Source organism: Streptomyces sp. GbtcB6 (assembly GCF_019091475.1).
Classification (GTDB): Bacteria; Actinomycetota; Actinomycetes; order Streptomycetales; family Streptomycetaceae; genus Streptomyces; species Streptomyces hyaluromycini.
The window spans coordinates 1-20,504 of record NZ_JAGXJL010000007.1; the positions used below are offsets into that span (position 1 = coordinate 1).

General features: G+C 70.6%; 18 protein-coding genes and 2 pseudogenes. 12 read left to right on the forward strand and 8 right to left on the reverse strand.

Going from position 1 to position 20,504, the window contains the following annotated elements:
- Positions 1–187: 187 nt before the first annotated feature.
- A complete protein-coding gene (locus tag KVT45_RS13875; RefSeq protein ID WP_217547383.1) occupies positions 188–721 on the reverse strand; it encodes a DUF3291 domain-containing protein in 534 nt (177 codons plus the stop codon).
- Between the two features lie 31 nt (positions 722–752).
- The gene (locus KVT45_RS13880; protein WP_217547385.1) at positions 753–1,451 is read right to left on the reverse strand and encodes a metalloregulator ArsR/SmtB family transcription factor; all 699 of its coding nucleotides are present in this window, start codon (positions 1,449–1,451) and stop codon (positions 753–755) included.
- Between the two features lie 513 nt (positions 1,452–1,964).
- Here KVT45_RS13880 and KVT45_RS13885 point away from each other — a divergent pair.
- Entirely contained in the window at positions 1,965–2,852 is an 888-nt protein-coding gene (locus KVT45_RS13885) for a sugar phosphate isomerase/epimerase (protein WP_217547387.1), read from the forward strand.
- 110 nt (positions 2,853–2,962) lie between these two features.
- Here KVT45_RS13885 and KVT45_RS56260 read toward each other — a convergent pair.
- A pseudogene (locus tag KVT45_RS56260) lies at positions 2,963–3,136 on the reverse strand (SDR family oxidoreductase); the annotation flags it as partial.
- On the opposite strand from KVT45_RS56260, the pseudogene KVT45_RS56265 reads away from it, so the two are divergent.
- The 6 genes and pseudogenes from KVT45_RS56265 to KVT45_RS13915 all read left to right on the forward strand — a co-directional run.
- Positions 3,136–3,364 (forward strand): annotated as a pseudogene (locus tag KVT45_RS56265) (hypothetical protein); the annotation flags it as partial. The pseudogenes KVT45_RS56260 and KVT45_RS56265 overlap by 1 nt on opposite strands.
- 108 nt (positions 3,365–3,472) lie before the next feature.
- Entirely contained in the window at positions 3,473–4,438 is a 966-nt protein-coding gene (gene iolC, locus KVT45_RS13895) for a 5-dehydro-2-deoxygluconokinase (protein ID WP_217547388.1), read from the forward strand.
- A 4-nt stretch (positions 4,439–4,442) separates the two neighbouring features.
- Positions 4,443–5,315 (forward strand): aldolase, encoded by an 873-nt coding sequence (locus KVT45_RS13900; protein WP_217547390.1) that lies wholly within the window; start codon positions 4,443–4,445, stop codon positions 5,313–5,315.
- Positions 5,312–6,181 (forward strand): 5-deoxy-glucuronate isomerase, encoded by an 870-nt coding sequence (gene iolB, locus KVT45_RS13905; protein ID WP_217547392.1) that lies wholly within the window; start codon positions 5,312–5,314, stop codon positions 6,179–6,181. Before KVT45_RS13900 ends, iolB begins: the two co-directional genes overlap by 4 nt.
- Complete coding sequence (iolD, locus tag KVT45_RS13910) at positions 6,178–8,055, forward strand: 3D-(3,5/4)-trihydroxycyclohexane-1,2-dione acylhydrolase (decyclizing) (protein WP_217547394.1); 1,878 nt, start codon at positions 6,178–6,180, stop codon at positions 8,053–8,055. The genes iolB and iolD overlap by 4 nt, the downstream gene beginning before the upstream one ends.
- A gap of 13 nt (positions 8,056–8,068) precedes the next feature.
- The gene (locus tag KVT45_RS13915) at positions 8,069–9,565 is read left to right on the forward strand and encodes a CoA-acylating methylmalonate-semialdehyde dehydrogenase (protein WP_217547395.1); all 1,497 of its coding nucleotides are present in this window, start codon (positions 8,069–8,071) and stop codon (positions 9,563–9,565) included.
- A gap of 39 nt (positions 9,566–9,604) precedes the next feature.
- On the opposite strand, the gene KVT45_RS13920 is transcribed toward KVT45_RS13915, so the two are convergent.
- The 5 genes from KVT45_RS13920 to KVT45_RS13940 form a co-directional block, all read right to left on the reverse strand.
- On the reverse strand, positions 9,605–10,168 hold the full coding sequence (locus KVT45_RS13920) for a hypothetical protein (RefSeq protein ID WP_217547397.1): 564 nt from the start codon (positions 10,166–10,168) through the stop codon (positions 9,605–9,607).
- Between the two features lie 33 nt (positions 10,169–10,201).
- A complete protein-coding gene (locus KVT45_RS13925) occupies positions 10,202–10,648 on the reverse strand; it encodes a hypothetical protein (RefSeq protein WP_217547399.1) in 447 nt (148 codons plus the stop codon).
- A 576-nt stretch (positions 10,649–11,224) separates the two neighbouring features.
- Positions 11,225–12,142, reverse strand: a complete 918-nt coding sequence (locus tag KVT45_RS13930; RefSeq protein WP_302832505.1) for an endo-beta-N-acetylglucosaminidase H — start codon at positions 12,140–12,142, stop codon at positions 11,225–11,227.
- A 428-nt stretch (positions 12,143–12,570) separates the two neighbouring features.
- Positions 12,571–13,764 carry a spermidine/putrescine ABC transporter substrate-binding protein gene (locus KVT45_RS13935; RefSeq protein ID WP_217547402.1) on the reverse strand — a complete coding sequence of 398 codons (1,194 nt, stop codon included), beginning with the start codon at positions 13,762–13,764 and terminating at the stop codon, positions 12,571–12,573.
- A 278-nt stretch (positions 13,765–14,042) separates the two neighbouring features.
- Positions 14,043–15,482 (reverse strand): gamma-aminobutyraldehyde dehydrogenase, encoded by a 1,440-nt coding sequence (locus KVT45_RS13940; protein WP_217547404.1) that lies wholly within the window; start codon positions 15,480–15,482, stop codon positions 14,043–14,045.
- Positions 15,483–15,647: 165 nt separating this feature from the next.
- Between KVT45_RS13940 and KVT45_RS13945 the strand changes: the two genes are divergently transcribed.
- The 5 genes from KVT45_RS13945 to KVT45_RS13965 all read left to right on the forward strand — a co-directional run bounded on the left by KVT45_RS13945 (position 15,648) and on the right by KVT45_RS13965 (position 20,475).
- Entirely contained in the window at positions 15,648–16,166 is a 519-nt protein-coding gene (locus tag KVT45_RS13945) for an Lrp/AsnC family transcriptional regulator (protein WP_089098474.1), read from the forward strand.
- Positions 16,151–17,533: an aspartate aminotransferase family protein gene (locus KVT45_RS13950; protein WP_217547406.1), complete on the forward strand. Its 1,383-nt coding sequence runs from the start codon at positions 16,151–16,153 to the stop codon at positions 17,531–17,533. Before KVT45_RS13945 ends, KVT45_RS13950 begins: the two co-directional genes overlap by 16 nt.
- Before the next feature lie 189 nt (positions 17,534–17,722).
- Complete coding sequence (locus tag KVT45_RS13955; protein WP_217547407.1) at positions 17,723–18,463, forward strand: ABC transporter ATP-binding protein; 741 nt, start codon at positions 17,723–17,725, stop codon at positions 18,461–18,463.
- The gene (locus KVT45_RS13960; protein WP_217547409.1) at positions 18,445–19,971 is read left to right on the forward strand and encodes a hypothetical protein; all 1,527 of its coding nucleotides are present in this window, start codon (positions 18,445–18,447) and stop codon (positions 19,969–19,971) included. Before KVT45_RS13955 ends, KVT45_RS13960 begins: the two co-directional genes overlap by 19 nt.
- A 96-nt stretch (positions 19,972–20,067) precedes the next feature.
- Entirely contained in the window at positions 20,068–20,475 is a 408-nt protein-coding gene (locus KVT45_RS13965) for a VOC family protein (protein ID WP_217547411.1), read from the forward strand.
- Positions 20,476–20,504: the final 29 nt, after the last annotated feature.

Here is a 20,504-nt window from a genome sequence, read left to right on the forward strand (position 1 = left end):
ATCATCGCCGGGTTCTGCCTGCTGACGGTGGTGTGCCTGGCCCTGCTCGGCGAGACCAGCCGCACCGATCTCACCGGCACGGGCGCGGACGCCCCGGCACACCTGCCCGTCGACGGCCGGCCGGAGACCGCCCAGGCGTCATGACCCGTGGCGGGCGGCGTCCGGCCGCCCGCCCGGCGCGCGAACCTCACCCGCGCACGGCAGGAGCGGTACGGACGTCCGCGACGGGGTGCGCTCCGAGGGCGGCCCCGCCGGCGGATGCCTCGTCGGCGGAGTAGGAGGAGGCGAAGGTGAACGCGCGTGCCGAAGGTCCGTGCGCGCGCAGGTCCGCGAGCCGTTCCAGGGCCTCGCCGGTGGTCGGGAGATGACCGGCGGGGACCCACCAGAGCACCAGATGCGCCTCGATGTGCCGCTCGAACCATTCGCGCCGGCGTCGCATCACGTCCAGGTGCTCACTGCGGTAGGTGAATCCCCACAGCGCCTCCTGGGTCTCCCACACCGTCAGGTTGACGATGACGTCCTCGCCCGCCGGGCGCAGGGCGGTGGCGTCGTCCGTCCCCTCCTCCACGAGCCGCCACACGAAGCCGGGCGCTTCGTCGGCAGCGGCGTTGACCGTGTCGAGCATCTCGACGAACGGCGCCATGCGCGGGTCGTCGAGGGGGAAGCGGAGTGAGGCGACGTTCAGCTGGGCGAGGTGGGCGTCGTACCCGGATGCGGTCATGGCCTCATACCAGCACGCCCCCTCTTCTATGTCAATCACCGTTGTTTTTAGAAGACTCCAGCACCACGCAGCACTCACCCGGCCGGGCGTCCATACGGGCCCGGACGGGGCCGTCGGTGCCGAGCAGCCCCTCCAGCAGCGCGAGGTTCATGCCGCAGACGAGCGGCGGGAAGCGTTCGGCGACGGCATGGAAGGGGCAGTTGCGCATACGGACGACGGGCGCGGCGGCACCGCTCGCCCCCTCGGCGGCTTCGGCGTCCCCGGCGTCTTCCAGGTGCGGTTCGTAACCGCGGGCCGCGAGCATCTCCATGGCCTCGTCGAGACCGCCGCAGGGCGCAGCCGAGCCGCGCAGGGCCTCGCCCCGGCGGCGCGCGGCCGCACAGAGCCCGGCGTCCAGCCCGGCATGTTCGGCGGCTTCGGCGAGCAGTTCGGCGGCAGTGCGGTAGTCGCGGGCGGGCAGTGACACGATCCGCTCGTCCCGCGACCGCGTGTACACCTTGGCGGGCCGCCCCGCCCCCGGCCCCGAGCGCCCGGTCAGGCGGCGGCTGCCGGTGTCGAGCAGTCCGGCCTCGGCCAGCCTGTCCAGGTGGTGCGCGGCGAGCGTGCGCGCCACCCCGGTCGCCTCGGCGGCCTCGTTGCGGCCGACCTCGCGGCCCTGTGCCACCACGTACTCGTACAGCCGGCGGCGCACCGGATCCTGCAACGCCGCGATCGCGTCGATGTCGTTCACCCGACCATTCTAGGAACAACGCAGGTTGGAGTTAGAAGGCCCGGGCCGCCACCATGGCGGCCGTGGCGGCCGGCGCTGCCGGGACCCGTACGGCGCACGGGAAAATGATGGCCCGGATGACGGGAAATTGATGGTTTCGAGGGGTTCACCAAATCCCCTCGCGAACCTAGCGTTGCGAGCACGCGAACGGCCTGGCCGTTGGCCGTGCGAGACCGATCGACGCGTTCGCCACGGCCGCGTTCTGACGGTTTCCCGAACGGAGAGGGCGATGACGCCCGTGGAGTTGCTGATCGGCGGTCGGTGGCAGCCGGCCCGGGAGCCGGGCGGTCCCGCGAGGTCACGTCCCCGTTCGGCGGTCCCGCGGTTCGACGGCGGACACGGTGACGCTCGCCGGAGCCGTGATGTGGCGCCGTACCGCGGCCGGGGCGGTCCGTGCCACCCGGATGCCGTTCTCACCCGCCGCCTGACGGCCGCGGTCGCCCACCCCCACTGGAACCATCGAAAGGCCACGGCATGACCACCCCACAGCTGAACCGGATCGCCGGCGCGCCCATCTCCTGGGGCGTGTGCGAAGTGCCCGGCTGGGGCCACCAGCTGACGCCCGAGCGGGTACTGAAGGAGATGCGCGAGGTCGGCCTGGCCGCCACCGAGTTCGGCCCCGACGGCTTCCTGCCCGCCGCCCCGGACGCGATGGCCCGCGTCCTCGCCGACCACGACCTGCACGCCGTCGGCGGCTTCACCCCGCTGCTGCTGCACGTCCCCGGCCACGACCCGCTGCCCGAGGCGGAACAGCTCCTGGAGGGCTACGCCGCCTCGAACGCCGAGGTCCTCGTCCTCTCCGCCATCACCGGCCAGGACGGCTACGACTCCCGCCCCGAACTCGACGCCGACGGCTGGAAACTGCTCCTCTCCAACCTCGACCGGCTCACCGCACTGGCCGCCGAACGCGGAGTGCGCGCCGTCCTGCACCCGCACGTCGGCACGATGATCGAGAACGGCGACGAGGTCCGCCGCGTCCTGGAGCACTCGTCGATCTCCCTCTGCCTCGACACCGGCCACCTCCTCATCGGCGGCACCGACCCCGCCGAGCTGACCCGCCAGGCCCCCGAGCGGATCGCCCACACCCACATGAAGGACGTGGACGCCTCCCTCGCCGCCAAGGTCCAGTCCGGCCGCCTCACCTACACCGACGCCGTCCGCGCCGGCATGTACCGCCCGCTGGGCGCCGGCGACGTCGACGTCCAGGCGATCGTCACCCACCTCACCACCCGCGGCTACGACGGCTGGTACGTCCTGGAACAGGACACCATCCTCACCGAAGAACCCAAGGAGAAGGGCCCAGTCGAGGACGTCTGGGCCAGCGCCGAGCATCTGCGTTCGGCACTGCGGAACGCCGCGTAGCCGACTGCCGCGAACAGGCCGCCGTCCGGCCAGGGCCGGGGCGATCCGCCCCGGCCCTTTTCCTGCCCGCCTTGCGCCACAGGGCAGTTGGCGGCGGAAGGGGCGGCCCGGTCCAGGGCGCCGAAGACGGTCTGGACCCAGTCGATGACCGAGCCGGTCACCACCCCGTTGCGATCGGACAGCAGAAAGAGAACGAAGTCGGCGATCTCGTCGACCTGGCCGAGCCCGCCCATGGGGCGGGCCGCGGCAGCCTGCAGCAGCCGGCCGTCACCCGCGCCGTGAAAGACGGTGCGCGGTCTTCGCCGCCCACGGCCTCGCCCACGACAACACCCGCCTGCTGCGCGAACGCCGCCTGTCCGACCGTGATGCGTGCCCACCAGGCCCGGCCGGACGAAGGCCCGGCGCTCCCCTCGGCGACGGGGACCGGCGACCGTGCCGACCCTGCGACACGGCCGGAGTCCTCCCCGTTCATGCGGGAGCGGATCGGCGAGTACACGGCCGCCCGGACGTGACCCGCACGTCGGGAACGTCATAACGACATCCTATTGACATGACATTTGACGCGCGGCATCGTACTGGCTCGAAGGGCCGGGGTGTCCGGAGCGAAGGGAACCAGCGTGATGCCGTACGACGTGCTGACCATGGGCCGGGTCGGAGTGGACGTGTATCCGCTCCAGACGGGCGTGGGGCTGGCGGAGGTCACCTCGTTCGGCAAGTACCTGGGCGGCAGCCCGACCAACGTCGCGGTCGCGGCGGCCCGGTACGGCCGCAGCGCGGCGGTGATCACGAAGACCGGCCGGGACCCCTTCGGCGACTTCGTCCGCACGGCGCTGTCCGGCTACCACGTCGACCCCCGCTTCGTCGGTACGTCGGAGATCGCGCCGACACCGGTGACGTTCTGCGAGATCTTCCCCCCGGACGACTTCCCGCTGTACTTCTACCGCCTCCCCAAGGCCCCCGACCTGGACATCCGGCCCGAGGAGCTGGACCTGGGCGCGGTGCGCGAGGCGGCCGTGTTCTGGATGACCGGGACCGGGCTGAGCGAGGAGCCGAGCCGCTCGGCGACCCTGGCCGCCCTTCAGCACCGGGCCAAGGCCGGGACCACCGTCTTCGACCTGGACTGGCGGCCGATGTTCTGGAGCGACCCGGCCACGGCCCGGCCGTACTACACGGAGGCCCTGCGGCACACCACCGTCGCGGTCGGCAACCTCGACGAGTGCGAGGTCGCCACCGGCGAACGCGACCCGCACGCCGCGGCCGAGGCGCTGCTCGCGGCCGGGGTGGAACTGGCCGTCGTCAAGCAGGGCCCCAAGGGGGTCCTGGCCATGGACCGGGACGGCTCGGTCACCGAGATCCCGCCCGTGCCCGTGGACGTGGTCAACGGGCTCGGTGCCGGTGACGCCTTCGGCGGGGCCCTGTGCCACGGCCTGCTGTCCGGCTGGGACACCCCGCGCACGGTGGCCTTCGCCAACGCGGCCGGCGCCCTGGTGGCGGGCCGCCTGTCCTGCTCCGACGCCATGCCGACCCAGGCCGAGGTCGAGGCGAAGCTGCGCGGGACGACCGACGACTCCGAGCGAGAGGTGTGACGACGTGCTGTCCGACAACGTGAGCCGGATCGTGACCGCCCGGGTGCACGACCCCGGGGCCGTCGCCGCCGCGGCGGCACGCCGGGTGAAGGCGACCTCGCTGCTCGGCGAGCACGGCAAGGCGATGATCATCGCCGCCGACCACCCCGCCCGCGGTGCCAACGGCGTCGGCGCGGACCCCCATGCCATGGCGGACCGCTTCGAACTCCTCGACCGCCTCTGCACCGCCCTGGAACGCCCCGGCGTGACGGGTGTCCTCGCCACCGCCGACATCCTCGAGGACCTGCTCCTGCTCGGCGTCCTCGACGGCAAGAGCGTCTTCGGCTCCATGAACCGGGCCGGACTCGCCGGATCGGTCTTCGAGATCGACGACCGGTTCACCGGCTACGACGCCGAGACCATCGCCGCGATGGGCTTCGACGGCGGCAAGATGCTCACCCGTATCGCCCTCTCCGACCCCGCCACCCCGTCGGTTCTGCAGGACACCGCCCGCGCGGTCAACGAACTCAGCGACCGGCAGCTCATCGCCATGGTCGAGCCGTTCGTCTCCGAGTGGCGGGACGGCAGGATCCGCAACGACCTCGCCACCGACGCCGTGATCAAGTCGGTCACCATCGCGTCGGGTCTCGGCCGGCGCAGCGCCTACACCTGGCTGAAGCTGCCGGTGGTCCAGGACATGGAGCGCGTGCTCGCCTCCTCCACCCTGCCCGCGCTGCTGCTGGGCGGCGAGGTCACCGACCCGGCGGCCGCCTTCGCCTCCTGGGGCCGGGCCCTCAAGCAGCCCACCGCGCAGGGTCTGGTCGTCGGCCGCTCCCTGCTCTACCCGGCGGGCGGCGACGTCGCCGGCGCCGTCGACAAGGCGGTGAGCCTGCTGTGAGCGGCAAGTACCATCTCCCGGCCGGTACTTCGGCCGACGGCCCCTACGACCTCCTGGTCACGCCCGAGTCGGCGGGCTGGGGATACTCCGGCCTCAGGATCCTGACCCTGCGGCCGGGCGAGACGCACGCCCTGTCCACCGGGGACTCCGAGTTCCTGGTGCTGCCGCTGACGGGCTCGTGCACCGTCACCACGGACGGCAGTACCTTCGAACTCGCCGGCCGGACGGGCGTGTTCGCTTCGGCCACCGACTTCGCCTACCTTCCCCGCGAAGCGGAGGTTGTGATCGGCAGCGCGGACGGCGGGAGGTTCGCGCTGCCCTGCGCCCGTACCGAGCGAGGTGGCCTCCCCGCCCGGTACGGGCGCAGGGAGGACGTCCCGGTCGAGCTGCGGGGCGCCGGCGCCTGCTCCCGCCAGGTCAACAACTACTGCCTGCCGGGCACCTTCGACGCCGAGCAGCTGCTGGTGTGCGAGGTCCTCACCCCCGGCGGCAACTGGTCCTCCTACCCGCCGCACAAGCACGACGAGGCCCGGCCCGGCGAGGAGTCGGAGCTGGAGGAGATCTACTACTTCCAGGTCTCGGGCGGCGAGTCCGGCTTCGGCGTTCAGCGGGTGTACGGCACCGCGGACCGCCCGATCGACGTGCTCGCCGAGGTCCGCTCCGGCGACACCGTGCTGGTCCCGCACGGCTGGCACGGCCCCTCGATCGCCGCGCCCGGCCACGACCTCTACTACCTCAACGTCATGGCCGGTCCCGGTCAGGACCGCGCCTGGCTGATCTGCGACGACCCCGCCCACGGCTGGGTCCGCGCCACCTGGGACGCCCAGGACGTGGACGACCGGCTGCCCTTCGGAGAGAACCGATGAAGACCGTACGACTGACCACCGCGCAGGCCCTGGTCCGTTTCCTCGCCCACCAGTACAGCGAGCGCGACGGCCAGGAACAACGCCTGATCCCCGGTGTGTGGGGCATCTTCGGCCACGGCAACGTCGCCGGCATCGGACAGGCACTGCTCCAGGCCACCGTGACCCAGGAGGCCGACCTCCCCTACTACCTGGCCCGCAACGAACAGGGCATGGTCCACGCGTCGGTGGCCTACGCCAAGATGCGCGACCGGCTGGCCACCTTCGCCTGCACCGCCTCCACCGGCCCCGGCTCCACGAACATGATCACCGGCGCGGCCCTGGCCACCACCAACCGCCTGCCCGTCCTCCTGCTGCCCTCCGACATGTTCGCCACCCGCGCCGCCGACCCCGTCCTCCAGCAGCTGGAGGACACCCGCGGCGGCGACGTCACCGTCAACGACGCCTTCCGCGCCGTGTCGAAGTACTTCGACCGCGTCTCCCGCCCCGAACAGCTGATCCCGGCCGCCCTCGCGGCGATGCGGGTGCTGACCGACCCGGTCGAGACCGGCGCGGTGACGCTGGCCCTGCCGCAGGACGTGCAGGCCGAGGCGTACGACTGGCCGGTCGAGTTCTTCCGGCGGCGGGTGTGGCACGTGGGCCGCCCGGTGCCGGAACCCGCCGCCGTCGAGCGTGCCGCACGCCTGCTGCGGAGCGCGAAGAGGCCGCTGATCGTCGCCGGTGGCGGTGCCGTCTACTCCGGTGCCGAGACCGCGCTGCGCGCCTTCGCCGAGGCCACCGGCATCCCGGTCGCCGACACCCACGCCGGCAAGGGCGCGGTGGCGTGGGACCACCCGTACGCGGTGGGCGGGATCGGCTCGACGGGCTCGTACGCGGCCAACGAGCTGGCGAGGGACGCCGATGTGGTCCTCGGCATCGGCACCCGCTACTCCGACTTCACCACCGCCAGCCACACCGTCTTCGGCAACCCGGACGTCGCCTTCGTCAACCTCAACGTGGCCCGCCTCGACGCCGTCAAGCACTCGGCGGAGCCGCTGGTGGCCGACGCCCGGCTGGGCATCCAGGCCCTCGCCGGAGCCCTCGACGGCTGGGAGGTCTCCCCCGGATACCGCCGCCGCACCCGTGAACTCGTCGCCCGCACCCGGGAGATCGAGGACGAGGCCTTCCATCTCGGTCACGGCCCGCTGCCCGCCCAGACCGAGATCCTCGGCGCGCTCAACGAGGTCCTGGACGACCGTGCCGTGGTCATCAACGCGGCCGGCTCCATGCCGGGCGACCTCCAGCAGCTGTGGCGGGCCCGCGACCCGAAGGCCTACCACGTGGAGTACGCCTACTCCTGCATGGGCTACGAGGTGGCCGCGGGCGTCGGCGTCAAGATGGCCGACCCGTCGCGCGAGGTGGTCGTACTCGTCGGTGACGGCTCGTATCTGATGATGGCTCAGGAGATCGTCACCATGGTCTCCGAGGGCCTGAAGGTCGTCATCGTGCTCGTGCAGAACCACGGCTTCGCCTCGATCGGTTCGCTGTCGGAGGCGCTCGGCTCGCAGCGCTTCGGCACCAAGTACCGCTACCGGAACGGTGATTCGGGTCGGCTCGACGGCGATGTGCTCCCCGTCGACCTGGCGGCGAACGCGTCGAGTCTCGGCGCGGACGTCCTGCACGCCGCCTCCGTCGAGGAGTTCCGCTCCGCCATGGAGAAGGCGAAGGCCGCCACCCGCACCACCGTCGTCCATGTCGAGACCGACCTGTACGGCCCCAACCCGCCCGGCCACGGCTGGTGGGACGTCCCCGTCAGCCAGACCTCCGCCCTCGACTCCACCCGGGCCGCCCACGAGACGTACGCGGCCGGCAAGCGCGCCCAGCGTCACTACCTGTAAGGACACACATCCCGTGAACACCATCCCGCACTGGATCAACGGCTCACCGCTCCCGGGCAACAGCACCGCACCGGTGTTCAACCCGGCCACCGGCGCGGAGCAGGCCCGGGTCGTCCTCGGCGGCGCCGCAGAGGTGGACGCCGCCGTGCAGGCCGCGACCGCCGCCTTCGAGACCTGGTCCGAGTCCTCCCTCACCCAGCGCGTCCAGGTCATGTTCGCCTTCCGCCAGCTGCTCGTCGAGCACGAGGAGGAGCTCGGCCGGATCATCTCCGCCGAGCACGGCAAGACCGTCGACGACGCCCGCGGCGAGATCACCCGCGGCCGCGAGGTCGTCGAGTACGTCTGCGGCCTCGGCGACGTCCTGAAGGGTTCCTTCTCCGACCAGGTCTCCCGCGGCATCGACGTCCACAACTTCCGCCAGCCGCTGGGTGTCGTCGCCGGCATCACCCCCTTCAACTTCCCGGCGATGGTCCCCCTGTGGATGCACCCGGTCGCGATCGCCACCGGCAACACGTTCATCCTCAAGCCGTCCGAGCGCGACCCCTCCGCAGCCAACTTCGTCGCCGAGCTCTACAAGAAGGCCGGTCTGCCGGACGGCGTGTTCAACGTCGTGCACGGCGGCAAGGACGCCGTCGACGCCCTTCTCACCCACCCGGGCATCGAGGCCGTCTCCTTCGTCGGCTCCACGCCGATCGCCAAGTACGTGCACGAGCAGGCGACTTCGCACGGCAAGCGGGTCCAGGCCCTCGGCGGCGCCAAGAACCACGCCGTCGTCCTGCCCGACGCCGACCTGGAGTTCGCCGCCGACCACATCACCGCCGGCGCCTACGGCTCCGCGGGCGAACGCTGCATGGCCGTGTCGGTGGCCGTCGCCGTGGGTGACGCGGCGGACGCGCTGGTCGCGATCCTGGAGCGCAAGGCGAACGAGGTGCAGGTCGGCCCCGGCGACGCCCCCGGCACCGACATGGGCCCGCTCGTCACCAGGGCCGCGCAGGAGCGGGTCGAGAACGCCGTCGGCACGGCCGCCGACCAGGGCGCCACCGTCGTCGTCGACGGCCGCGGACTGAAGCTCGACGACCCCGCGTACGCGGACGGCTTCTTCACCGGCCCCTCCCTGCTGGACCACGTCACCACCGAGATGGCGGCCTACCAGGAGGAACTCTTCGGCCCGGTCCTCGCCGTCGTCCGCGTCGACACCCTCGACCAGGCCATCGACGTGATCAACGCCAACCCCTACGGCAACGGCACCGCCCTCTTCACCGGCTCCGGCGAAGCCGCCCGCCGCTTCCAGCGCCGGATCAAGGTCGGCATGATCGGCATCAACGTGCCGGTGCCGGTCCCCATGTCGTACTACTCCTTCGGCGGCTGGAAGGACTCCCTCATCGGCGACTCCCCCATCCACGGCCCCGAGGGCGTCCGCTTCTACACCCGCCCGAAGGTCGTCACCACCCGCTGGCCCCAGCCCGCCCAGCAGGTCACCGCCGGTTTCACCTTCCCCACCTCCAGCTGAAAGGTCTTCCGACGAGAGCGGCCACCGGCGCCCGAACGCTCAGGGCCGCTTCTCGACGTCCTTCACCGAACTCGGCCCCAACTGCTTGGCGCTGGCGTACTCCGGCATCGTCATGGGCTGGTCGAACAGGAAGAACGACTGGTTCGTGCCGACCGTGAACTCCATGTACGCGCCCGTCGTGGCGTCGAAACCGTAGTAGGCGTTGCAGGTGGAACCCGACGTGTACGTGCCGTCCATGCCGGGCTGCGCGAGGACCGCGACGCCTTCCGAGGAGGACTCCACCTTCTCCGTCGGAGTGAGCATCTTGCATCGCGGCACCGGCAGGCCCTTCATGATGAAGTACCCGTACTCGCCCTTGGCGTTCTGGATGTAGACGTACGAGAGTTTGCCCCGCTTCCCCCACGTCTTGATCCACTGGTTGATCGCCTCACGGGTCGGCGAGTAATCCATGCGGCCCGCCGGCTGCTCGGCCACGAGGTGGTCGTAGTTGTCCTGCTTGACCTTGTTCTCCTTGTCCTGGCTGGATTCGGTACAGGACGTCAGGGCCAGGCCCACGACGAGCGCCACGAAGGCGGCCAGGGCCATGCGTGCGAACTTCTTCATGCGGTGCTGCCCTCTTCCCGGGTGAGATGGGGATCAGTTGGTGCACGTCGTACGCTTGGCGCCGGCATCCAGCCGGTACGGCAGATCCTTGTCGCGGAAGGGCGCGCGGTGCTCCTGGGCGGCCTTCGAGTTGTAGTCGTTGACCGACTCGATCCGGGTGGCCTTCAGCGCGGTGATCGACTGGTCGATCTGCGCCGTGCGGGTCTCCGAAGCGGTCTTCCGCTCCTCCTGCAGCGCCTGGATCGTCCCTTCGGCGTTCTGCACGGCCTCGCACAGATCGAAGAACTCCTCGTAGGTGGTCTGCCGGAACTCGCCCGAGCCGACGGTGTTCTCACGCTGGTCGGCCGCACCGCGGAACGGGGCGGTGATCCACGCCGCGCCGCCGAAGGCGAACGCCCCGATCAGGTACAACACCGCCAGGCCGACGACCCCCACGACGGCCCAAGCCGCTAACCGTGCCCCCTCGCGTATCTCTCCCATGGCCTCCCCCTTCACAGGCGGCTCCGCGGTGTGGAACCACCTCCCGCGAAGGAGGACACGGGCACCCGGCGAAACGGTTCCGCCGGCGCGGTCCACGCGAGGCCGCCCACGCCCGCGGTGCGAACGCCGACGGCACCGGCGCCGGCGCCGGGAAGCCGCCGTACCCGAGCGCCCGGCCGTGCAGTTGGCCGCCTGCCCGGCCCCGGCTGGGGGCTGGTGACCGTCGGCACTTCGACATCCGCCGAACCCCGGCACCGGGTATCCGCGAGATCGATCAGATGCCGACGGTCCCTCCTCTGCGGCAACCAGAAATCCTGGTCACAGCACCACGCGGCGTGACGAGGATTGCCAGTTGACACCGGGCGACGTTCGCGACCTGCACTGATGCCAACCAACCTCCGCGGCCGGAACCACAGAATCAGGGGGATGGTTGGCACTTTGGTACAGCGCAGGTCACGGTACCTGTGGCGACCGCGCCTCCGACATCGTTGTCGAAAGCGCGGCCTGCCCGAGGCGCGGCCCTACCGGATGCAGCACGCCCCGAGGGGACACCGGACGCCGGGGAGTGTGGTCGGCCTACGGCGTGTAGTGGGCGTCACTGCCGTACAGCTCCCTGGTGAACGCGGAGACATCGGCGCTGCGATCGGCGCCGTCGAGGTTGTACGTCAGATAGACGCCGTACCCCTCGCTGACCGTGCGGCGGGCGAGGGCGGCGGCTGTGCTTTGCGAGGTTCCGCCGATCTGGACGGCCGCCGGCGACAGCTTCGACTTGGGCAGTGCGATGCCGGGGACCTGCCAGGTGCCGTAGTACGGGTTCCAGGCGTAGTCGAACTTGGACGAGACGTCGACGCCGCCGTAGGACAGGCGCGACGCGGCCGGACCGATGTTGTAGAGGCTGATGATCTTGTCCGGCATGTTGGCACGCAGTGCCGACACCAGGTACACGAACGAGCTGGCGTTGGGCTGGCCGGTGCCGTTGTTGCCGTAATCGGCGTACTCGTCGTCGAAGTCGATGCCGTCGAGGCCGTATTTGGCCACGGTGTCCGACAGTTGTTTCGCGAACGTCGAAGCCGCCTGCTGGGACGGGAAGTTGGCGAAGCCCGCGCCCTGGTGGTTGCCGAGCACCGAGAGGACGACCTTGATGCCCTTCTGCTGCAACGGCCGTATCTGCGTGGCGGCGTTGTCGAGGACGCGTTGCACGTTCTCGTTGAAGTACAGGGTCGCCGCCTTCGTGCCCGTGTTGTAGTTGATGTTCGCCGCGAAGATCACTGCGACGTCGAAGACGTTGCCGCCGCCGTTGGCGAGGGTGTACTTGCCGACGTTCAGCATGCTGTTGTTGTTCACCTCGACGTACGCCACCGAGGTTGGTCCCTGTTTCGCGGGAGCGGGGGCCGCTGCCGCGCCGGTCGTGGCGGTCGCGCCTAAGGCGAGGACTGTAATGGCCGAGAGCGCGAGCGCGGCCGTCCGTATTCTGCTCCGCACCGGAGTGAACATCGTTGATCGGTCTCCCATCGCATGGAGCGGCGCCCGACCTGTTCGCGAGCGCCGAGAAAGCCCCCCGGATCTTTCCGTTCCCGTGACCGATTCCCCAGAACCATGCGGCAACTCTTCACGACTCCCACGCGCGCACGTCGCACCGTAACCCTGGGCCCCGGCAAGGGAGTTACCAGAACGCCGCGCTGCCGCGCCAGCCCAGGCCGGCGACCCACAGAACCCATGGAGACCGGCATCGACGCGATCACCGCCGGCGCGGACGGACCAGGCATGCACGCCGCGGATCCGCAGCACTGGAGCAAGCGGCCAGCCGCTCCTCTCCAGCAGACCTCAGGTTCCGCTCCTCGCGGATCGAACGTCTGACCGGTGTCAACCATCCCTCTTTTGCGCCAACCAAGAATCCTCGTCACACGCGGGAGGAAGGAGTCCTACAGCCCCACGATCTGGTTCCACCGCTTGGCGAACTCGACCCGTTCCGTCGACGTGATGTCGCGGGCGATGGCGAGGCGCTTGCGCATGGCCGTGTTCGGGAAGATCAGGGGGTTGTCGGCGAGGGCCGCGGTGTCCTTGTCCTTGGAGTCGGCGAGGACCTGCTGGGCGGCCGGGACGGGGCAGACGTAGTTGACCCAGGCGGCCAGTTCGGCGGCGACCTCCGGCTCGTAGTAGTAGTCGACGAGGCGTTCCGCGTTGGTCTTGTGGGCGGCGCGGTCCGGGATCATCAGGGAGTCCGACCAGAGTTCCGCGCCCTCCTCGGGGACGAGGAAGCGGATGTCGGGGTTGTCGGCCTGGAGTTGGATGACATCGCCGGAGTAGGCCTGGCAGGCCAGGACATCGCCGCTGACCAGGTCCTTGGTGTAGTCGTTGCCGGTGAAGCGGCGGATCTGGCCCCGGTCGACCTGCTTCTGCACCTCGTCGCAGACGTTGTGGAAGTCGCCGGCCGTCCACTTGGTGATGTCCACGCCGTTGCCCTGCATGAGCAGTGCGAACGCCTCGTCGAGGCCGGAGAGCAGGGTCACCCGGCCCTTGAGGTCGCTCGCCCACAGGTCCTTGACGTGCCGGATCTCGCGTCCGAGCTTCCTGCGGTTGTACGCGATGCCGGTGATGCCCGACTGCCACGGCACGGTGTAGAGACGGCCCGGGTCGAAGGCGGGCGAGCGGAGCAGCGGGTCCAGGTACTTCGCCACGTTCGGCTGGTGGGCGCGGTCCATCTTCTGGACCCAGCCCAGGCGGACGAACCGCGCGCACATCCAGTCGCTGATGACGATCAGGTCCCGGCCGGTGGACTGGTGGTTCATCAGCGCGGGGCTGATCTTGCCGAAGAACTCGTCGTTGTCGTTGATCTCCTCGATGTAGTCGACGGAGATCCCGGTGCGCTTCTCGAAGGCGTCGAGGGTGGGCCGCTTGTTCGGGTTGTCGTCGTCCACGTCGATGTAGAGCGGCCAGTTCGCGAAGACCAGCCTGTGGTCCGTGGCGGACACGTCGGTCACGGCGCGGTCGCCGGCCTTGACGTAGGCGGCGGGCACCCCGCAGCCCGCCAGCGTGCCGAGCGCGGCGGTGCCGCCGAGCGCGCGCAACAGGGAGCGACGGGAGAGCGCGGGCGTCTGAGAAGAGGTCTGGGGCACACCTGAAGGATGTCGCGCCCGCCTGTCGCCGGGCAATCGACGCTGCGTCGAGCCGCCTGACGCGGACCGGACACCTTGTCGATGACCTAGGTCAACACGGCGTTACACACCCGGTCACCGACACACGAAAGCGCTGCCCGGGGACTTCCCAACCCCGGGCAGCGCCACATACCTAAGGGGCGCGGGGAACTGCGCGACCAGCCCCCACGCACCCGCACCCGCACCCGCACCCGCACCCGCACCCGCACCCGCACCCGCACCCGCACCCGCAATACGACCTACGCGTCCAGCGACGTCATCACGTGCTTGATCCGCGTGTAGTCGTCGAATCCGTACGCCGACAGGTCCTTGCCGTACCCCGACTTCTTGAACCCGCCGTGCGGCATCTCCGCGACCAGCGGGATGTGCGTGTTGATCCACACGCAGCCGAAGTCCAGCTTCTTGGACATCCGCATCGCGCGCCCGTGGTCCTTGGTCCACACCGAGGACGCGAGGGCGTACTCGACGCCGTTGGCCCACTCCACGGCCTGGTCCTCGTCCGTGAAGGACTGGACGGTGATGACCGGTCCGAAGACCTCGTTCTGGATGATCTCGTCGTCCTGCTTGAGCCCGGAGACGACGGTCGGCGCGTAGAAGTACCCCTTGTCACCGACCCGCTGTCCGCCGGTCTCGACCTTGGCGTGGGCGGGAAGCCGCTCGATGAAGCCGGAGACCTGCTTCAGCTGGTTCGGGTTGTTCAACGGCCCGTACAGCACGTCCTCGTCGTCCGGCTGGCCCGTCTTCGTCTCGGCCGCGGCCTTCGCGAGCGCCGCGACGAACTCGTCGTGGATCGACTCCTGCACCAGCACCCGGGTCGCCGCCGTACAGTCCTGGCCGGCGTTGAAGAAGCCCGCGACGGAGATGTCCTCGACGGCCTTGGCGATGTCCGTGTCCTCGAAGACGACGACCGGCGCCTTGCCGCCCAGCTCCAGGTGGACCCGCTTGACGTCCTTGGCCGCGGACTCGGCGACCGACATGCCGGCCCGCACGGAACCGGTGATGGAGGCCATCGCCGGGGTCGGGTGCTCGACCATCAGCCGGCCGGTGTCACGGTCGCCGGTGACGACGTTGAAGACACCCTTCGGCAGGATCCCGCCGATGATGTCCGCGATCAGGACGGTCGACGCCGGCGTGGTGTCCGACGGCTTCAGCACGACCGTGTTGCCCGCGGCGATCGCCGGGGCGAACTTCCACACGGCCATCATCATCGGGTAGTTCCACGGCGCGACCTGCGCGCAGACGCCGACCGGCTCGCGGCGGATGATGGAGGTCATCCCCTCCATGTACTCGCCCGCCGACCGGCCCTCCAGCATCCGGGCCGCACCGGCGAAGAACCGGATCTGGTCGACCATCGGCGGGATCTCCTCGGAGCGGGTCAGCCCGGTCGGCTTGCCCGTGTTCTCCACCTCCGCCGCGATGAGTTCCTCGGCCCGCTCCTCGAACGCGTCCGCGATCTTCAGCAGGGCCTTCTGCCGCTCGGCGGGCGTGCTGTCACGCCAGCCCGGGAAGGCCGCGGCCGCGGCCGCCATCGCGGCGTCGACGTCGGCCGCCCCGGACAGCGGGGCCGTCGCGTACGCCTCGCCGGTCGCGGGGTTGACCACCTCGGTGGTCCGTCCGTCGGCGGCGTCCCGGAACTCACCGTCGATGTAGTTGCGCAGACGACGCAGCTCGGTGCTCACTGCCGGCCCTCCAAGTTCGGGTGTCCATTGACTGAGACACCCACAGTAATCCGAGATCCCACGTTTTCAACACCCCCACGGCCGTCACGTCTGCGAAATCCGCAATCCACGACACCTAAAACAACGAATTTCATCGATGCGGCCTTGCGGAACCGTCGAGACGTCGTGCACAGTGAGGTCGTGGCCAGTCGAAGCGCAGACCAGAGGGACTCGTCCCGCGAGTCCAGGAACGGCACCCCCCAGTTGGACGCCGTTTCCCTCGCCATCATCCAGCAGCTCCAGGAGGACGGCCGCCGTCCGTACGCCGCGATCGGCAAGGCCGTGGGCCTGTCGGAGGCGGCCGTGCGCCAGCGCGTCCAGAAGCTGCTGGACCAGGGCGTGATGCAGATCGTCGCCGTCACGGACCCGCTCACCGTGGGCTTCCGCCGGCAGGCGATGGTCGGCGTCAACGTCGAGGGCGATGTCGAGTCGATAGCCGACGCGCTGACGGCCATGTCGGAAGTCGAGTACGTGGTGATGACCGCGGGCTCGTTCGACATCCTCGCCGAGATCGTCTGCGAGGACGACGACCACCTGCTGGACGTCATCAACAAACGCATCCGGGCGCTGCCCGGCGTGCGCTCCACCGAGAGCTTCGTCTACCTGAAGCTGAAGAAGCAGACCTACATGTGGGGAACCCGATAACCGTGACCCAGAAGGACCTCAGCCGCACCGCGTACGACCACCTGTGGATGCACTTCACCCGCATGTCCTCGTACGAGAACTCGCCCGTCCCGACCATCGTCCGGGGCGAGGGCACCTACATCTACGACGACAAGGGCAAGCGCTACCTCGACGGTCTCGCGGGGCTGTTCGTGGTCCAGGCCGGTCACGGCCGCGTGGAGCTCGCCGAGGCGGCGTTCAAGCAGGCCCAGGAGCTGGCGTTCTTCCCGGTGTGGTCGTACGCCCACCCGAAGGCCGTCGAACTGGCCGAGCGCCTCGCCGACCACGCCCCGGGCGACCTGAACAAGGTCTTCTTCACCACCGGCGGCGGCGAGGCGGTCGAGACCGCCTGGAAGCTCGCCAAGCAGTACTTCAAGCTCCAGGGCAAGCCGACCAAGTACAAGGTCATCTCCCGCGCGGTCGCCTACCACGGCACCCCGCAGGGCGCCCTGTCGATCACCGGCCTGCCGGCGCTCAAGGCCCCCTTCGAGCCGCTGGTCCCCGGCGCGCACAAGGTGCCGAACACCAACATCTACCGCGCCCCGCTCTTCGGCGACGACCCGGAGGCCTTCGGCCGCTGGGCCGCCGACCAGATCGAGCAGCAGATCCTCTTCGAGGGCCCCGACACCGTCGCCGCGGTCTTCCTGGAGCCCGTCCAGAACGCCGGCGGCTGCTTCCCGCCGCCGCCCGGCTACTTCCAGCGGGTCCGCGAGATCTGCGACCAGTACGACGTGCTGCTCGTGTCGGACGAGGTCATCTGCGCCTTCGGCCGCCTGGGCACGATGTTCGCCTGTGACAAGTTCGGCTACGTCCCGGACATGATCACCTGCGCCAAGGGCATGACCTCGGGTTACTCCCCGATCGGCGCGTGCATCATCTCCGACCGCCTGGCCGAGCCGTTCTACAAGGGCGACAACACCTTCCTGCACGGCTACACCTTCGGCGGCCACCCGGTCTCCGCGGCGGTCGGCCTCGCCAACCTCGATCTGTTCGAGCGCGAGAACCTCAACCAGCACGTCCTGGACAACGAGGGCGCCTTCCTCTCCACCCTCCAGAAGCTGCACGACCTGCCGATCGTCGGCGACGTCCGCGGCAACGGCTTCTTCTACGGCATCGAGCTCGTCAAGGACAAGGCCACGAAGGAGTCCTTCAACGACGAGGAGACGGAGCGCGTCCTGTACGGCTACCTCTCCAAGGCCCTGTTCGAGAACGGCCTGTACTGCCGTGCCGACGACCGCGGCGACCCGGTCGTCCAGCTCGCCCCGCCGCTGATCTCCAACCAGGAGACCTTCGACGAGATCGAGCAGATCCTGCGCGCCACCCTCTCGGAGGCGTGGACGAAACTCTGATCATCAGATCAGCGGTCTGATCCGGCCCCGGCGCCGTCCGTTCGAGTGAGAACGGCGGCCCGGGGCCGTGTGCTGTCCGGGCTCCGCCCCCGACCTGCCTAGCGTGCACGTGACCGATCGGCCCAGCCTTTCGTTCCCCCGGACGTGGGAAGGCACGGCAAAACGGATCAGAACCGAGGTGTTACGCCCATGGAGGCCCCGCCGGACAACGACGTGCTGTGGGCACGCGCCCTGCACTTCCGCCACCAGGACGGCTCACCCGGTATCACCGGCATCTCGCTCGGCGTGCGGGAGGGCGAGATCCTCGCCGTCAGCGGCCCGCGCGGGAGCGGCAAGACGACGCTGCTGCGATGCCTGGCCGGCCTGGTCCCGGCGCAGGGCGGCGAGGTCTGGTTCAACAGCACGGCCGTACACCGGATGGGCCCGTTCGCCCGCGAACGGCTGCGCCGCGACCGCTTCGGCTGGATCGACCCGGCCCCGACGCTCGTCCCCGAGCTGAACGTCTGGGAGAACACCGCTCTGCCCCTGATGCTGCGCGGCACCAGCAGGCGCCGGGCCAAGGTGGCCGCGCTGGAGTGGCTGGAGCGCCTCGACGTCGGCGACAAGGCGCGCAAGTACCCGGCCGAACTCCAGCAGGCCGAACGCCAGCGGGTCTCCATCGCCCGTGCGCTCGCCCCGGCGCCCACGGTCCTCTTCGCGGACGAGCCGACGGCACCGCTGCACCGCGCCGACCGCGCCCACGTGCTGCGCACGCTCACCACGGCGGCCCGCTCGCACGGCATCACCGTGGTCCTCGCCACGCACGACGCGGAGACGGCGGCCCTCGCCGACCGCAAGGTCGCGCTCCTCGACGGCCGCCGGGTGCACACCGTCCACCTCCCGCCGGTCCCCGAAGCGGAAGGCCGGGCCGAGTGCTCGCTCTCCGTCTGACCCGCGCCGCCCGCCCGGCCGTCCACCTGCGCCGCCTCCTGGTGGCCACGGCGGCGGCGGGCACGGGCTTCCTCCTCCTCTCCGCCCTCGGCTACGCACTGACCCACCCGACCCATTCCACGGCGGCGCTCCTGCGCCTCTCCTGGTGCGCGATCCCGCTCGCCACCACGGTGTACCTCGCGGTCGCGGTGGCCCGCACCGACCCCGGCGCCAAGCCGCGCACCGGTCTCTCGGCCTTCGGCCTGGGCCCGGCCCGCCTGATGGCGATCGCCGCCCTCAACACGGCCCTCGCCTGCACCCTGGGCTCCCTGCTGGCCCTCCTGGTCTTCCTCCACCTGCGTGGCGACCTCACGGGCATGCCCTTCGACGGCGCGGCGAAGGACTTCCTGGCGGCGAACAGGTCACTGCCCGTCCCGGCGGCCCTGACCCTCCTGGCGGTCCCCCCGCTACTGGCGTCCACGACGGTCGCGGTGACCCTCCGCCCCCGCGACCTGCCCCACCACGGCGCCTCGCGCATGTACGGCCGCTTCGGCGCCTACGACAGAACGGCGAAGCGCGAGACCTTCGGCACCTACGGCCGCTTCGGCGCCCGCATCTTCCGCGCCCCCAAACCCACCACCCAGCCACCGCTTCAGCCCACGGACGGCACCCACCCGCTCCAGTCCACGGACGGCACCGAACCGCTCCAGCCCGCGAACGCCACCCAACCGCTTCAGCCCGCGAACGGCACCCACCCGCTTCAGCCCGCGGGCAGTCGTGCCGCTGGGGCGGCACGGGTGGGCGCGGACGGCACCGTGCGAGCGCCGGTGAGCGACACCCACCCCCCGGCCCCCGCCGACCGCACCACCGAGGACACCCCGAACCAGGTCCCCGACCTCCCCGCCGCCTCCCCCGCCGCCTCCCCCGTCGGCCTCCCCTGGGGCATCGCCGTCCTCGCCGCAGGCCTCGCCGTGGAGTCCTACGCCGGCGTCACCGAGACCACCCCCCGCACCGCCCTCCCCGGCGGCCTGGCCGTAGGCCCCGTCGGCGTCCTCGCCGGCTGGTCCCTCACCGCCCTCGGCCTGATCCTCGCCGCCCCCGGCCTCACCCACCTGTGCGGCCGCCTCCTCCAGGCCGTCCGCCCCGGCGCCCGCCGCCTCCTCGCGGGCCGTGTCCTGATGGCGGAGGCCACCCGCCTGGGCCGCCCCCTCGGCGTCGTCTGCGCGGTGGCGTCGGCGGCCTTCGCGGCCACCACCCTCCCCGGCCACGACGGCGGCACGCCCGCCTTCGGCCCCCTCACCACCCTCGGCGGCCTGCTGGTGGCCGGCTGCACGGTCGCCACCCTCCTGACCGCCGCCGTGGAGGCCCGTCAGTCCCGCGCCGACACCACCGCGGCCCTGCTCCGCCTGGGCGCCCCGGCGACCGTGCTGCGCAACGCGGCGGCCCTGCGCACCGGCGCCCTGCTGACCTTCTTCGGCCCCCTCACCCTGCTGATCGCCGAACTCGCCGCACTCCCGCTCGCACGCTGAGAGGCCGTACGAAGAAAATCCGGACCCGGCGATGACTTTCGCCGGGTCCCCCGGTCTATCCCCGCGAACGGCACGACACCCGAGGGAGAGACCCCCATGTACCAGCAGATGATCTTCGTGAACCTGGCCACCGACGACGTCGCCGCGTCCCGGAAGTTCTTCACGGAGCTGGGCTACTCGATCAACCCGCAGTTCAGCACCGACGACTGCTCCTGTGTCGTGATCAGCGACACCATCATCGCGATGCTGCTCAGCAAGCAGCGCTACGCCGACTTCACGAAGAAGGAGATCGCCGACTCCACGAAGACCAGCGAGGTGCTGATCTGTCTGAGCGCGGAGAGCCGCGAGAAGGTCGACGAACTGGTGGAGAAGGCGGTCGCGGCCGGCGGCACGGCGAACGACGACGTCCAGGACCAGGGCTTCATGTACGGCCGTTCCTTCGAGGACCTCGACGGCCACAGCTGGGAGGTCGTGTGGATGGACCCGGCGGCGGTGCAGGGCTGAGCCCGCGAAGCGGAATCCCCGTGCCTGGC

Excerpts from the sequence above, each read along its gene's own strand:
- KVT45_RS13885 (WP_217547387.1), top strand. The coding sequence starts at position 1,965 with ATGACCACCCCACAGCTGAACCGGATCGCCGGCGCGCCCATCTCCTGG.
- KVT45_RS13875 (WP_217547383.1), bottom strand. The coding sequence starts at position 721 with ATGACCGCATCCGGGTACGACGCCCACCTCGCCCAGCTGAACGTCGCC.
- iolD (WP_217547394.1), top strand. The coding sequence starts at position 6,178 with ATGAAGACCGTACGACTGACCACCGCGCAGGCCCTGGTCCGTTTCCTC.
- KVT45_RS13920 (WP_217547397.1), bottom strand. The coding sequence starts at position 10,168 with ATGAAGAAGTTCGCACGCATGGCCCTGGCCGCCTTCGTGGCGCTCGTC.
- KVT45_RS13965 (WP_217547411.1), top strand. The coding sequence starts at position 20,068 with ATGTACCAGCAGATGATCTTCGTGAACCTGGCCACCGACGACGTCGCC.
- KVT45_RS13930 (WP_302832505.1), bottom strand. The coding sequence starts at position 12,142 with ATGTTCACTCCGGTGCGGAGCAGAATACGGACGGCCGCGCTCGCGCTC.
- iolC (WP_217547388.1), top strand. The coding sequence starts at position 3,473 with ATGCCGTACGACGTGCTGACCATGGGCCGGGTCGGAGTGGACGTGTAT.
- KVT45_RS13925 (WP_217547399.1), bottom strand. The coding sequence starts at position 10,648 with ATGGGAGAGATACGCGAGGGGGCACGGTTAGCGGCTTGGGCCGTCGTG.
- KVT45_RS13955 (WP_217547407.1), top strand. The coding sequence starts at position 17,723 with ATGGAGGCCCCGCCGGACAACGACGTGCTGTGGGCACGCGCCCTGCAC.